12 protein-coding genes are annotated in these 15297 nt (G+C 39.7%); 4 read left to right on the top strand and 8 right to left on the bottom strand.

Annotation, left to right across the window (positions count from 1 at the left end):
- The 4 genes from GVX98_RS06395 (at position 1) to GVX98_RS06380 (ending at position 6732) form a co-directional block, all read left to right on the top strand.
- Complete coding sequence (locus tag GVX98_RS06395) at positions 1-1170, top strand: acyl-CoA desaturase (RefSeq protein ID WP_004979818.1); 1170 nt, start codon at positions 1-3, stop codon at positions 1168-1170.
- A 477-nt stretch (positions 1171-1647) separates the two neighbouring features.
- Positions 1648-3747 (top strand): EAL domain-containing protein, encoded by a 2100-nt coding sequence (locus tag GVX98_RS06390; RefSeq protein ID WP_159127562.1) that lies wholly within the window; start codon positions 1648-1650, stop codon positions 3745-3747.
- Positions 3748-4238: 491 nt separating this feature from the next.
- The gene (locus GVX98_RS06385) at positions 4239-5300 is read left to right on the top strand and encodes a 3-deoxy-7-phosphoheptulonate synthase (RefSeq protein WP_159127561.1); all 1062 of its coding nucleotides are present in this window, start codon (positions 4239-4241) and stop codon (positions 5298-5300) included.
- A 238-nt stretch (positions 5301-5538) separates the two neighbouring features.
- Positions 5539-6732 carry a PilT/PilU family type 4a pilus ATPase gene (locus GVX98_RS06380; protein WP_159127560.1) on the top strand — a complete coding sequence of 398 codons (1194 nt, stop codon included), beginning with the start codon at positions 5539-5541 and terminating at the stop codon, positions 6730-6732.
- A gap of 47 nt (positions 6733-6779) precedes the next feature.
- Here the strand turns inward: GVX98_RS06380 and GVX98_RS06375 are convergent, their stop codons facing one another.
- The 8 genes from GVX98_RS06375 to GVX98_RS06340 form a co-directional block, all read right to left on the bottom strand.
- Complete coding sequence (locus tag GVX98_RS06375) at positions 6780-7958, bottom strand: MFS transporter (RefSeq protein ID WP_159127559.1); 1179 nt, start codon at positions 7956-7958, stop codon at positions 6780-6782.
- Between the two features lie 261 nt (positions 7959-8219).
- Positions 8220-8594: a glycine cleavage system protein GcvH gene (gene gcvH, locus GVX98_RS06370; protein WP_004693240.1), complete on the bottom strand. Its 375-nt coding sequence runs from the start codon at positions 8592-8594 to the stop codon at positions 8220-8222.
- Between the two features lie 71 nt (positions 8595-8665).
- Positions 8666-9694 carry an AraC family transcriptional regulator gene (locus GVX98_RS06365; RefSeq protein ID WP_004979806.1) on the bottom strand — a complete coding sequence of 343 codons (1029 nt, stop codon included), beginning with the start codon at positions 9692-9694 and terminating at the stop codon, positions 8666-8668.
- Between the two features lie 303 nt (positions 9695-9997).
- Positions 9998-11848, bottom strand: a complete 1851-nt coding sequence (locus tag GVX98_RS06360; protein WP_159127558.1) for an ABC transporter ATP-binding protein — start codon at positions 11846-11848, stop codon at positions 9998-10000.
- Between the two features lie 238 nt (positions 11849-12086).
- On the bottom strand, positions 12087-12269 hold the full coding sequence (locus GVX98_RS16740; RefSeq protein WP_162494659.1) for a hypothetical protein: 183 nt from the start codon (positions 12267-12269) through the stop codon (positions 12087-12089).
- A gap of 278 nt (positions 12270-12547) precedes the next feature.
- Positions 12548-13786, bottom strand: coding sequence for a mechanosensitive ion channel family protein (locus GVX98_RS06350; RefSeq protein ID WP_026056495.1), 1239 nt, complete (start codon positions 13784-13786; stop codon positions 12548-12550).
- A 264-nt stretch (positions 13787-14050) separates the two neighbouring features.
- Positions 14051-14587 carry a DUF2058 domain-containing protein gene (locus GVX98_RS06345; RefSeq protein ID WP_004979801.1) on the bottom strand — a complete coding sequence of 179 codons (537 nt, stop codon included), beginning with the start codon at positions 14585-14587 and terminating at the stop codon, positions 14051-14053.
- Positions 14588-14607: 20 nt separating this feature from the next.
- Positions 14608-15276, bottom strand: a complete 669-nt coding sequence (locus GVX98_RS06340) for a YoaK family protein (RefSeq protein ID WP_004979799.1) — start codon at positions 15274-15276, stop codon at positions 14608-14610.
- Positions 15277-15297: the final 21 nt, after the last annotated feature.

Genomic DNA, 15297 nt, shown 5'->3' with positions numbered 1-15297 from the left:
ATGAATCTTCCCGTTTATTTTAGTGAAAGCAGTAAATCCAAATATTTAAGTGCTGCACAAATTGAAGAGTTTGGTGCGAAAGTTGAAGCGATCCGTCGTGAAGTGATGGAAAACCTCAATGAAAAAGATGCTCAGTATATTTACAAAATCCGAAATTTTGTGCGTTATAGCGAAATAAGCGCACGTGCAATGCTGATGTTTGCAGGATGGCTGCCTCCAGTATGGCTTTTGGGCACAGGTTTATTAGGGGTATCTAAAATCGTAGAAAATATGGAGCTTGGGCATAATGTCATGCATGGTCAGTTTGACTGGTTAAATGACCCGAGTCTCAATGGGACAAATTATGACTGGGATACTATGGCCACAGGCCCCGACTGGAAACATACGCATAATTATATCCACCATACCTACACCAATATTGTTGGTATGGATCATGATGTCGGCTATGGCTTAGTCCGTGTGAGCAATGCACAGGTCTGGGAACCTCGCTTTTTGTTGAATCTACCTTTAGCTGCACAATTGATGGTGTTTTTTGAGTGGTATGTTGGTATACAAAATCTGCATATAGAGGATGTGGTCGCCTATAAAACAAAAACTTGGCGCGAAGTTTGGGCAGAGTCATATGATTTTAGGCAGAAAATGAAACGCCAAGTGATTAAGGACTATGTCTTTTTCCCAATCATTGCTGGGCCAAATGCACTGCCAGTTTTTGCAGGAAATGCGGTAGCCAATGTTATTCGTAGTTTATGGGCATCCGCGGTGATTTTTAATGGTCACTTTACCGAAGACGCTGAAAACTTTGAAATGGACAATATCGACAATGAAAAACGGGCCGAGTGGTATCTGCGCCAAATTAGAGGCTCAAGTAATTTTAGTGGGACACAGGGCTTACATATTTTAAGCGGGAACTTGAGTCATCAAATCGAACATCATCTTTTCCCAGACATGCCAGCCAATCGCTATGCACAAGTCGCGCCCAAAATTAAAGCATTGTGTGCAGAGTATGGAATTCATTACAATGAAGCGAGTTTTATCAAACAGTTTTCATCTGTTTGGGTGAAATTGGCTAAATACTCGCTGCCAAATGAATGTTATGAAAAAAGTGACCCTACACAGTCTTTTCTGAAACACAATCTGAGTTTATTGAAAAAAAGAATCTTTAAATCATAGCTCACTAGTATGTACCAGAGCAGAAACATTATTGGATAATATTTACCAATCACGCTTCTGCTTTTTTTTGCACAAAAGTAGGGCGTAAACCCCCTCTATATGATGTCTTTGTGTAAGTATGATTAAATTTAATCATTATGTGAATAGTCGGTATTTACTTAAAATAAATTATTGTTAATATTAGTTTTTCACTGAAAGTTGTTTAGCTTTGCAGTGTTGCTCAAATGAATGCTCATTTGCTATTGAAAACAGCTCTCAGTTATTTGTCTAATTTGTGTAATAGTTGCAATTTTTCATTGGTATACGCTTATATAAGTTGTATATGATGCATATTGTGATGGTAATCACGCAGCGTCATTATACTTATTATTTACTTTTTGTTTTTTTATTGTTTTTCATGACTTTGCTTGATTTCTTTTTTAAACAATATGTCTGGTTATGGACTAAACCAGCAAGTTTAAGTTGCAGATAATTATTATGTCGCGAATCCATTCACAGCCTAAGAATAAATCTAAAAATATTGCTTATGATCAACAGGCAGGAAAGCGTTCTACTTTAAAAAAAGACCACCATCTGATTGATACTATTCCTCAGCTTTTTTGGATTCATAATGACGTCTGCAAATATATAAATTTACCCTTACGTCAGTATGTGGGAGGAATGGATTTATCCGCAGATAGCTTCAATTTGGTCGAATATATTCATCCAGAAGATGTGCCAGCATTAGATGAATTTTTGCATCACCCGATAATTGCCGAGCTCACATTTGAAAAAACCTGCCGTATTCGTAATCATCAGGGCCAGTATCATTGGTTCTTAGTCCAAGGTGAAATGGATCGCTCTACGGCTGGATTTCAACTGAGTTGCACTGATATTCATCAGGGCATGAAAATTTATATCGAGTCTTTGGCGCTGTTACGTGCCCATTCGGATATGTTAAATGCCAGTGTAGACTGCATTATTGTGGTTGAGCCAGATGGTACGGTCACACATATGAATAAGTCTGCATGTGTCATGTTATTAGGAAGTGCAGATGTTAAAGACTTTGGTATGTCTTGGGTCGAACTTTTGCCTCCTGCTGTGCGTAAAAAAGCCAAAAAAGCATTGCATGATGCGGGCCAAGGCCAAATTTCGCGTTTTAATGGCACGAGTTTATCGGACGGTAAAGTTTATTATTGGGATAATGTTCTGACACCTGTACTTGATGTTGACGGAAAAACCCAGAGTATTTTATGTGTTTCACGTGATATCACGCTGCAATATCTGACCGAACAAAAATTAAAACAAGGCAGTGAACGTGATGAATTAACCGGTTTAAATAACCGGCGTGCGTTTAAAGAAAAAATCAGAAAACTGTATAACAGCGCACGTGATAAAAAACAAAAGTTAGCCGTCATGCTGATGGATTTAGATCACTTTAAAACTATCAATGACACACTGGGTTATGCTGCAGGCGACCACCTTCTGAGAATTTTATCGAAACGCTTAAAACAAATTCTAGAAGGACGTGCTTTCTTGGCTCGTCTTGGTGGGGATGAGTTTGGTGTGATTGTTCCGCATGTGCAAGATATAGGTGAGCTCAATCAAATTGCCCAGCAGATTTTGCAACAGCTCGAGATTCCCATCACATTTTCAGGGAACTACATCAATGGTGGCATGAGCATTGGATGTGGCCTCTATCCAGATGATGCTAATGACCTCAGTGAGCTACTCAAGTGTGCCGACACAGCCCTTAATGATGTTAAAGCACAAGGGCGCGGTGGTATGCGCATGTTTGATCAGGATATGTTTAATGCGGTACGGGAGCAATCGGAACAACTTAATTGTGCACATCAAATTATCCGTAATGTTGCCATCGAGGCTTTCTTTCAACCGAAAGTCTGTTTAGATTCAGAAAGAATTATCGGTTATGAAGCGCTATTACGCTGGCGTGATGATCAAAATAACATTCAAAGCCCTGCACGAATCGCAGCAGCTTTTAATGATTATGAGTTATCCAGCCGTATTGGTGAGATTATGCAGCATCAGGTTTTCAAGCAGATTACTGAATGGCGGGCAAAAGGCTTACAGATTGTACCCATTTCAATTAATGCAGCACCTGTTGAGTTTATGCGTGATAATTTTGCAGAGATCTTTTTAAAACGTCTCAAAGCCTACCGCATCCCCTCGAAATTTGTTGAAATCGAGGTTACTGAATATCATTTGGCTGAACGCGGCTATGAATACGTGGTTCGCGCCTTAAAAAAACTCAAAGCAAATGGTGTGCGAATAGCACTGGATGATTTTGGTACAGGGCATTCTTCTCTGACTCATTTACGTGACTACCCTGTTGATATTATTAAAGTTGACTGCTCTTTTGTACAACGTTTAAGTGATGATAAATCGATTTATGCCATTGTCGAAGGGTTAGCCAAACTTGGCCCGATTTTATCAATGGATATCGTTGCTGAAGGGATTGAAACTGAAACGCAATTGCAACTTTTAAGAGATATGGGCTGTCATATTGGGCAAGGCTATCTGTTTAGTCCGCCTGTTTGTGCTCAGCAGGCAGAAATGCAGTTGCTAAAATTACACTAGGTATGGCTCTATAGAGTGTTCGTTCTCATGAACTCAAATATGATGAGGCAATTGAGCTAAAGGCGAAGACAGCAACTTAAACAGGGTGGAACTGAATTTTTGCATAAAAAAGTGTTGTAAAAGCAAAAAAATCAGCGTATTTTAAATTTCAGATAACATATTTTTGAAGATATAAAAATGTTAAAGCAACCTGTAATTTCTAACGCAAATTATTACTTTTGGCAATTTAGATAATTGCCTGAACGCGTTCGGGCATCAAAAGGTTGCCCACCTAGTTAATACCTGATCGGCAACCCTGGTCAGGTTTTTTTTATATCTGCTGTTTTAATAAATTTTGGAGTACTTCATGAAAACAACTAACTATTCATACTTTAGCAACTTTTATTGGTTTTACTTTAGTCAATTTATGACTTTAGCCCAGCAATCCATTAGACCCATAACGCTCAAATAAAAGATCGGACTGAAGACCACAGTCCAAAGGATACAAACCAATGAATGCTCTAAATACTGCACTACAAAGTCCTCAAACGACAGTTCAAGAAACACTTTTAAGTTTGCCACAGCAACTCAAAGCACAGTTGCCACTTTCAGCGCCATTAAAACTACAAATTGCTGAACAGCGTCAAACCATTCAAAATATATTAGAAGGCAAAGACCATCGTTTAATGGTCATTACTGGCCCGTGTTCCATTCATGACCCTATTGCGGTTTTAGAATACGCTGAAAAATTAAAACAACTACAAGCCAAAGTTTCAGATCAGATTTTCTTCGTGATGCGTGCTTATATTGAAAAACCACGGACTACAGTGGGTTGGAAAGGTTTTCTATACGATCCTCTACTCGATGGATCCTCCAATATGCAGTTGGGATTAGAGCAGTCTCGAGCATTGTATTTAGCGATTCTTGACATGGGCCTACCGATTGCTACAGAAATTTTAAGCCCAATGGCGACTGCTTATTTCGATGATCTGTTGGCATGGGGAGCCATCGGTGCGCGTACCAGCGAGTCGCAGATTCACCGTGAAATTTCGAGTCATATGCCGTTCAGCATTGGTTTCAAAAATGGTACAGATGGTTCAATTCAAATTGCTCTGGATGCGATTCAGTCTGCATCAAACCCTCACCAGTTCATGGGAATTGGGCAGCAAGGCATGGCATGTATGCTTCAGTCCCAAGGAAATCCGAAGCCACACTTGATTTTACGTGGTGCAAACTCGGGGCCTAACTATGCTTTAGCCGATATTCGTCATATGCAAGATAAAGTCAAAGGTGAATTACCTGCTTTGGTGATTGACTGTAGTCATGGTAACAGTAGTAAAAATCCACTCAATCAACCTAATGTATTGCGTAGCATTGTTGCAGAACGTACGCAAAGCAATGTGTGTGGTGTCATGCTTGAAAGTCACTTGGTTGATGGTAATCAGAAAATTTCAGATGACATGGTCTATGGTCAGTCTGTTACCGATGGTTGTTTAGGTTGGGAAAAAACCGAGCAAGTCCTTTTAGAGGTTGCCGACACATTACGCAGTCACGCCGTTCAACGTAGTGCTTAATCAACGCAGCCAAAAAGACCTTTCAATGAAAGGTCTTTTTTTTGTGATGTAGTTCAATAAATGAAGATAATAAATTGAAAAATAAGCTAAAAGTTATTTATCAAACGATAAATTAGGTTGAGATAGAGCAAAAACTTATGCAAAATCAGAAGCCTGAAAGAACACGATAAAAAATTGTATTTTGAATAAAAGAAATGCTTTTTAAGTCAGCTATTTGCACTAATTTTTAGAGAACACTATGTATTCTGCAGAACTTTTAGAAGAAGCCCGTCGGATGATGTTTCACATGCTCAGCAAAGTGGTTGAGTATGGTGGTTCAGACTTATTTATATCTGCAGACTTTCCGCCAAGTATTAAGCATCAGGGCCTTATGAAGCCATTGGGTCAACAAAATTTGCCATCTGATCAGACCAAACTCTTTGCTTATAGTTTAATGAACGAAAAGCAACGATTGGAGTTCGAAACCGAGCTTGAGTGTAATTTTGCAATTAGCGTTCCCAATGTTTCGCGTTTTCGTGTCAATGTTTTTCAGCAGCAACTGCATGTGGGGATGGTGATTCGTACGATTACCGCTGAAATTCCTAACTTCACCAAGTTACAACTTCCAACGTCTTTAAAAGACGTGATTATGGAAAAACGTGGTTTAGTATTGGTTGTTGGGGGTACAGGGTCGGGTAAATCGACGTCTTTGGCAGCCATGATTGATCATCGAAATGAAAACTCAGCAGGGCACATTATTACGGTTGAAGATCCTGTGGAGTATGTACATAAACATAAGAAATCGATGATTACTCATCGGGAAGTGGGTGTGGACTGTCATTCGTGGCACAATGCTTTGAAAAATACTCTGCGCCAAGCACCCGATGTCATTTTAATTGGTGAGATTCGTGACACGGAGACTATGGAGCAAGCCATAGCTTTTGCAGAAACAGGTCACTTATGCCTAGGCACATTACATGCTAATAATGCAAATCAGGCTTTAGATCGAATTATTAACTTTTTCCCAGACGAACGTCGCAATCAACTTTTGATGGACTTATCTTCTAATATGAAGGCGATAATTTCACAGCGTCTGGTGCGAACTGAAGATGGGCGAGGTCGCCGAGCAGCAGTGGAAATCATGCTCAATACACCGTTGATGTCAGACTTGATACTTAAAGGGAATTTCCATGAACTCAAAGAAGTGATGTCGAAATCACGAGAGCTCGGTATGCAGACTTTTGATCAGGCTTTGTTTGATTTATACAATCAAGGTGCAATCGCTTATGAAGAAGCACTACGAAATGCAGACTCGGTCAATGAATTACGTCTACAGATTAAATTAAAGAGTAGTCGTGCCAACCCGCAGTTAAGCTCAAATAGTGCTTTGTCTTTTGATCAAGCGGTTGCTGAAAAAGCCAAAGACGCTGAAGAAGAGAAGGCCAACGCCTAATTTTCTGAGTCCGTATGTTCATTGCTATGCGCATACGGGCTGATATTTTAAGCGGTTTTCTTTCTAGTCGCGATAACGGCATAGAACAATAAACTTAAAATGGTTGTCAGTGCACAGAATAAATAGGTGAAGCTATAACCTTGCTTAGAAATGAGTAGACCCAACAATACAGAGCCAAGAGCAATACCTAAGTCATACATGGTAAAGAACGTGGAGGTCGCATGGCCAATCCGATGCTTTTGCGCACCTTGAATAGCTAAAGTTTGTAGACAAGGCTGTGCAGAACCAAAGCCCATGCCAACGCATACTGCCGCAACCAATAAACCCGTCAGAGATTGAATCTGACTGAGAATCACAAGTCCTAAGCTAAATAATATAATCGCTGGGTAAATCACATAACTTGCCCCATGACGGTCATAAATTCTACCTGTAATTGGGCGTAGACTCATCATGGAAATCGCAAAGACGATAAAAAACAAGCTCGCATAGTTCAGCAGATGTTTAGACTCTGCATAAGTTGAAATGAACGACATGATACTGGCATAGGAAAAAGAAACCATCATGCCCATAATTGAAATATTCAAGGCTTTGGTTTCAATGAAGTCATGGATACTGAGCTTGCGCTTCACGGGTGGTGTCAATTTTTGAGTGGTCTGCTGAATTGGGATAAAGAAACAAAACAAGAAACCGAGACAGACACTAAACGCTAAAATCCCTGCGACCATTGGATAGGATACAGACTGGATCAGGGTTAAACCGAGGAATGGCCCAAGTACAATCCCAAGATTAATGGACATGACAAAATAGCCCATGCCTTCGCCTTTACGTTTTTCTGGAATAAACTCATTGACGATAGGTACGGCAACTGTGGTGACGATGCTGAACCAAATGCCATGTAGAAAACGAATCAGTAACAGCAGTTGTAAATTATCGGCAAACAAATAAGCCAAGGAAAACAAACAAAATAGAGCTTCCGCGATAAAAAGCGTTTTCTTATTGCCAAATTTTTCAATAATGAGTCCGCTAAAAGGACGAACTGCGATAGACGATGCCATGAACAAAGTCATGGCTAAGCCTGCTTGAGCAAGGCTTCCACCCAAATCATTCAAAATATAGATTGGAAGGATTGAGGTCTGTGCAAAGTAAAAGATGAACAAAAACAGATTGTTCGCTAAGCAAAGAATAAAAGACTTATTCCATAGTGATGATGTATTGAGAGCAGACATGCAGAACCCTTGGCTCGAAGATGAGGCTACAGGACGTAAACTGTTGTTATTATTTTATACAGAAGCTAGGTTACGGCTGTGAAATTGAAACAATCAAATTATAAGATAATGCACGTGAAAAGTATAATTATAGTAATAAATGCTGGTGTTAAAGCGAGATGAATATGTAAATATCGAGTTAATTTATCAGAATAAGAGTATGGGTGTAAAAAATCAGTCCGCAGACTGATTTTTTTTGAGCCGTAAATATGAATACTAGGCTTATAGACCCGCTTCATAGGCTGTGCTTGAAAGGAGTTGTTCTACATCTGCGATATTGTCTGGTTTGATTTTATAAATCCAACCTTTACCATAAGGGTCATCATTGACGAAGTCAGGATCATCTTCCAGATTGGCATTGATTTCTACTACGGTGCCAGAAACTGGTGCATGAATATCAGAAGCCGTTTTTACAGATTCAACCACACCCGCTTGTTCGCCCGCAGTGATTTGTTGACCAACTTCTGGTGTTTCAACGTAGACTAAATCGCCTAAGGCATCCTGTGCATGGTCTGAAATACCAGTTACAACAAGATCACCTTCAATACGCACCCATTCATGTGTACTTGCATACTTCAATTCTGAAGGATGATTCATGAATAACTCCTTAAAATACAAAAATCATTTTTCGCATGATTTATACATGCTTTTCTATCAAAACAAAAGATCTATAAATACGGATCTTTACGCCAATTACTCGGGCTGCGTCCACTCCAACGCTTAAATGCTCGGCTGAAATTTGCCACATCACTATATCCCAGTTCATCCGCGATTTGCTCTAAGCTATAGTCTGTACGTGACAAAAGTGACGTGGCATGACGGTAACGCACTTCATCCACAATGGTTGAAAAAGACGTGCTTTCAGCAGCCAATTGGCGCTTCAGTGTTCGATCAGACATGTGTAAGAGGTCAGCCACATGCTCGATGCTTAAATAGTGTTGTTCTGAGCGCGTTAAAATGTCACGAACACGCATCGATAATCTTCGGCGTTCGCCCATAGCTGAGAGCTCAGCTTCACATTGATTAATGGCTATTTGGCTTGCAAGTGGGTCAGCATTGACCATTTTAAAGCCGAGATAATGCTTATCAAAACTCAAAAGTAAATGTGGTTGATCAAAGCGAACACTATGGTTAGGTAGCTTTGCACGATAGCGATCAAAGCCTTCGGGTTCTGGAAAATCGAAATCAATTTCCCCAGCCAGATTTTCAATGCCAGTGAGCGCCTTACTCATCGAAACAATGCCAAAAATAATACTGATCGCAATATCGGTACGCAACGGTTCTATATCGACATCACAGCGTAATTGTAAAGTCGCTTTTTCGCCAAAGGTGGAAAAGAAAAGCTGCAAAAAAGGCATGCGCAGTTGAATAAAGCGGTTAGCAAGTACCAAGGCTTCGCCAATATCATGAGTTGTCATAATGGCATAGCCAATGAAGCCATGAATTGAAATACGCATTTGCGTGCCTAGATGGTAGCCAAGCGTGGGCTCACCAGTGAGACGGCTGGCCAACTTCACAAGTTCATTAGCAGTATGAACAGGTATGCGAAAGTCAGGCTCTGCGAGTTGTTCGCTCGTGAGTTGAAAAGGGGAAAATAGGGTCTCTGCGTTATAGCCCCAACGAGACACAACATCTAACAACAATAAGCCATAAACACCAGGAATTCCTTGATCTTGGCGAAGTGAAACTGTTTTCATGCGCGATCCATTGCATTTTTCTTTCTTTTCTGACTGAAGTTATATTGGCATGAATATTTCAAATTCATGGAGCATATTGTTGGACAATATGTTCCGAGCCTATAGCAATTCAGTATCCTTTACATTTTTGATTTAGTGGAACGATATTATAAATATCATAAATTTCTGAGCAAAAATATAAGACTCTCGATAAAAATCAAGGCTCAGCAAATGATGCTAAAAGTTAAGTAAAATCTTTTCAAAATCAGCACGCTAAAATCATTGATGATAATGATCTAAGCGTGCTGAGGACGGGAAGTAAAATTAGGCTTCTTTCTTTTTAATTGGATGTTGTTCCGTTAAAAATCCACCTGTTTGACGCTGCCAAAGGTGCGCATAGATACCATTTTTTTGAATCAGCTCTTCATGTGTCCCTTGTTCTGCAATACGACCTTCATCAAGCACAATCAAACGATCCATTTGAGCAATGGTTGAAAGACGGTGAGCAATCGCAATCACCGTTTTATCTTGCATTAAGTCATCAAGGCTAGATTGAATTGCAGCTTCAACTTCTGAGTCTAGGGCACTGGTGGCTTCATCTAAAATTAAGATTGGTGCATCTTTCAAGAACACACGAGCAATGGCGATACGCTGGCGTTGGCCACCTGAAAGTTTCACTCCACGTTCACCAACATAGGCTTCATAACCTGATTTACCACGTAAGTCAGTCAGCTGAGGAATAAACTCTTCGGCTTTGGCTTTACGTACAGCAGCATACATTTCTTCATCACTGGCATTGGGACGGCCATATTTGATATTTTCTGCGACACTACGGTGTAGCAGGGAGGTGTCTTGAGTCACTAAGGCAATATTACGACGTAAACTGTCTTGGGTGACATCTTCAATATTCTGTCCATCAATTAAAATTTCACCCTGTTTCAATTGATAAAAATGCAGCAATAGTTGAATCAGTGTTGATTTCCCTGCACCAGAGCGACCAACGATCCCAATTTTTTCACCAGCTCGGATGCGTAGGTTTAAATTGTCGATGACATTTTTACTGTTGTACGCAAAAGTTACGTCTTTAAATTCAATCACGCCTTGTTTAACCTCAAGGTCTTTGGCATCAGGTTTGTCTTGAATCGTGATCGAACGACCGAGGGTTTTCATGCCGTCTTGAATGGTGCCGACACTTTCAAAAAGTGCTGAGGTTTGCCACATGATAAATTCAGCAATACTGCTCAGTTTTAAAATCATAGCCGTTGCAGCAGCAATAACACCGAGTTCAACTCGCCCATTCATCCATAACCAAACTGCAGTGCCCAATACGCCTGCGTAGAGCACTATATTTAAAAACAGGATGCTGATTTCATACTTAGCACCTAAACGCATTTGTTTATAAACGGTGACCATGAACTCTTGCATCGAGGATTTGGCATATAAGCTTTCTCGTCCTGCATGGGCAAAAAGCTTTACTGTTTGAATATTGGTATAAGCATCGGTAACACGGCCAGTCATCACAGCTCGGGCATCGGCTTGTTCATTTGAAACTTTGCTCAAACGTGGAATGAAGTAATACGCTGCACAGATAAACAACGCTAACCAGACCAGTAAAGGTAATATTAGGAGCGGGGAGATAGCGGCAAGCACCAGATTGACCGTGACAAAATAAATCAGCACATAAGCCAACATGTCACCCAAAATAACCCAGAACTCACGTATTGCCAGTGCAGTTTGCATGACTTTTGCGGAGAGTCTTCCTGCAAAATCATTGTGAAAAAAGTCGAGACTTTGCTTCAACAGTAAATTATGAAAGCGCCAGCGCAGACGCATGGGAAAAGTGCTAAATAATATTTGGTGCTTAATAATCGACTGTAAACTGGCAAATAAAATATTGGCCAATAAAATACAGAATAACAGGACTAAATTTGAACCATGTTCTGCTAAAAATGTTTCTGGCTGGCTTTTACTGAGCCAGTTTACTAAGTCACCAATTTTGGCATAAAACAAGGCTTCAAAGCTAGCAGCACCAGCCGTGAATAAAATCAAAATCAACAAATAGCCACGTACACCTTTAGCGGCCTGCCATACAAACGGAAAGAACGTGGTCGGTAAAGGTTGGTTTAAACCTTCTTCTGGATAGGGATCAACACGTTTTTCAAACCATTTGAACATGAATAAAACCTTCTAAAAATAAGTCATTTATGAGGTAATGACTTGTTTTATAAATAAGTAGAATTTGAAAATTTTAGCATGAAAAGACCTTAGTGGTCTGTGTAAATTGAGAGAGACTAAACGTTGTTGTAGCAGTATTGATAGCAAGAAATGCAGATGAATAGATATAAAAGTCTGATATAGAGAAGAGTGATAAAAGGGAATCCAAGCAAATGAATCCCCCAAGATGCTTAAAGCATTAGTTTGCTTGAGTTTCTGATGTCGCAACCGCATCAGATGCAGCAGCTTCTGAAGCAGGTGTTGCATTTTCAGTTGCAACAGCAGCTTGAGTGGTTTCTACAGCTTGAGTTTCTGCTGCAAAAGAAGATGTCGCTGCTACAGCTAAAAGGGCAGCACATAAAGATTTATTTAAAGTATTCATTTTAGAAAGTCTTACAAAGTGAAAAGGAGTGGCTAATTTAATGAAGAGAAAAGGTTGATATTGTGATATTGCGGTATGTTTCATGTAAATAATCACATAATTAACTTACATAATACACAACGTAAATAACACAGTTGTTGAGAAACTAATGTTATGTATTTTTATAATTTTTATTCTAGAGTGGGTAATTTAGAACGTATATTAAAATGCCTATTCTGCGTTTTTAAGACCTTAGTATGCTAAAACTAGAGTGGTTTTAGCATACCAAAGTGAAAAAATTACGGGTTTGATAGTGCGATTTGCATGTCATACCCCGATGGTGCTTGGTAAACTTTGAGACCAAATTCGGGAAGAATGGCGATTAAATGATCGAAAATATCCGACTGAATCGCTTCATAGTCTTTCCATGCAATTTGATTGCTAAATGCATAAATTTCCAGTGGCAAACCTTTTTCAGTCGGTTGTAGCTGACGCACGATTAAAGACTGATGTTTTGAAATGTTCGGATGCTGATTAAGGTACAGCTCAACATACGCACGGAAGGTCCCAATATTGGTTAAACGTCGCTGATTACAAGGAGATGTATTGCTCAATTTCTGATTAAACTCAACCAGCTCTGTACTTTTGTGATCCAGATATTGGTCTAATAATAAGAACTCTTTAAGTTTGCTTTGTTCTGCTTCAGACATAAAGTGAACGCTACTTTGGTCAATATAAAGTGAGCGTTTGATACGACGTACGCCTGCCTGTGACATACCACGCCAGTTTTTAAAAGTATCAGTGACCAATTTGTTGGTTGGAATCGTGGTAAAGGTTTTATCAAAGTTTTGTACGGTGATGGTATGTAATGACATATCAATGACATCACCGTCTGCATTCAGGGATGGCATTTCAATCCAATCTCCAATACGGACCATGTCATAGGATGAAATCTGAACAGAAGCCACCAAAGACAAAATGGTGTTTTGGAAGACCAACATCAGCACTGCTGCCATAGCACCGAAGCCCGCTAGCAAGGTGAAGACGTCTTTTTTCAGGAAAGTTCCTAAGATCATCAAACCACAAACGATGAAAATAATCAGTTTGATTAGCTGTAAATAGCCTTTAATGGGTTTATTTCTAGACTTCGGATTGCGTTGATAAACCAAATTGAAGATATTCAGTAATTCACCAATCGCGAGCGCAATGGTTAAGAAAATAAAGGCCTGTGCCGCCATTTGGACAAAGCTGACCATTTTCGCAGACAGGTGAGGAACGGTAACGATACCATTCATAATGACGATTGCTGGGACAATGTTCGCAATTCGACGAATCACACTATGCTGCGACATGATGTCGTGATTGGCAAATTTTAGCTTAGTGATGAGATGCCGAATACCACGAACGACAACATGCTTGGCAATAATATACGCTAGTATAGCCACTAAAATGAGTATGCAGAATCCTGTCAGCATTTCGATCCAAGGATACTGATCTGACCAGTCTTTTAAACTCTGTATGAAATGAAAATTATCCAAAATGCGATCTTCTTTTGATTAAAACACTGCAAATAGTGTAATCAGCTATACGAATTAAGCAAATTGTGTCACTAAGTTTATACATGTTATCAACGACTTGTTTATTTACTCTCTTAGATTCAGCTTTTAAATCATTATTTGGATGTCGTGAAGTATAGCTCGTTGATGGTCGCGGGATATGTCAGATCAGTGGAATGGTAAATTAGTTTTATAATGAACTAGGAAAAAAGAAGCTTCCTATATGGAAGCTTCTGATGGTTCAAATTACCACATGAGATCATCAGGGATCACATACGCAGCGTATGGATCTTCCTCATCGGTGACTGCTTCATTTTTCTCTGAGGTATTTACGATAATAAAGCCTTCAAGTTTGGCATTAATACGATCAGCTAAAGCTTTAGGTAAGAAGGCATAACTTTCATGATCACGTGCAATCACGAGGCTACCAGCAACCAAGGCATTATAAATTTGTTGATTGATATATTGTTTTTTGATTTTGCCATCGTCAATAAACTGATAGGCCACGTCACCATCGGTATCCCTAATTTTATGCTGCGTGATCATTTGAATGATCGTCGCTTTGAGCTCTTTTTCTTGCAATATCGCTTTCTTTTCAAGTTCAATGGCTTGATCTTTGGCCTGTTTTTGCTCTTTGTCTTGTGCAATTTTTGCCTTGATCTCAGCTTCACTGCTTTGACCTGTTCTTTGCTCATGCACTGCTTGTTTAGAAAGTTTTTTGGCCTTTTTGTTGTCAACTAAACCGGCTTTGAGTAACTGAGCCTGTAATGCATTTTTTACCATAGCGAATTCCACAACTGCGTTTAAAAACGACGATAACGAAAGTAAATGATCCAATATACAACACTAAGGATCAAGCTTAATGCTGTTGGAACTAAAAAAGAATTGAGTTTTAAATAGGGATACATCCAACTTGCACAGAGTCCGCCGATCAAAAAGCCACTTAAAATCAAAAGATGTAAAACTACACGTCGACGCTCAACCACAAGTCCGCGCACACGATAACCAAGCGCTAAACCGAGATCGGTAAGGACACCTGATAAATGTGTAGTGCGAATGATGGTGCCTTTATAATGGCTCACCATGGCATTTTGGACACCCATTGCGACGCAGGCCCAGAGTAAAGCATAACGTGGAAAATAAGGCAGAAAGAACCAACACAGAAAAATAAAAAAAGCCACTAAACTAAGTGGTACGCCATAGCGGCGTCCCAATCGAAAGTGACTATTTCCCAGAATTACACCGCTATAAAATGAACCGATGACATAGCAGACAGTTACTAATAGCAAATATAAAATGCTTTCGGGTTGCCAATGTACAAGCGACATCGCCAAAACACTTACATTTCCAGTCATATGAGAGACGGACTGGTGTAAAACAGTCACCAGTCCTAAGACATTAATCATTCCTGCATTGACTGCAAGAAAGAATGCCCCCAGTTGAATCCAAAGTGGTAAGTGTTGAAATGGCATAACTTAAAAAAAGAAATAATA

Source organism: Acinetobacter sp. 8I-beige (genome assembly GCF_902505955.1).
GTDB lineage: Bacteria > Pseudomonadota > Gammaproteobacteria > Pseudomonadales > Moraxellaceae > Acinetobacter > Acinetobacter johnsonii.
Note: the sequence above shows the minus strand (reverse complement) of the source record. Positions and strands in the feature narration are given on the sequence as shown.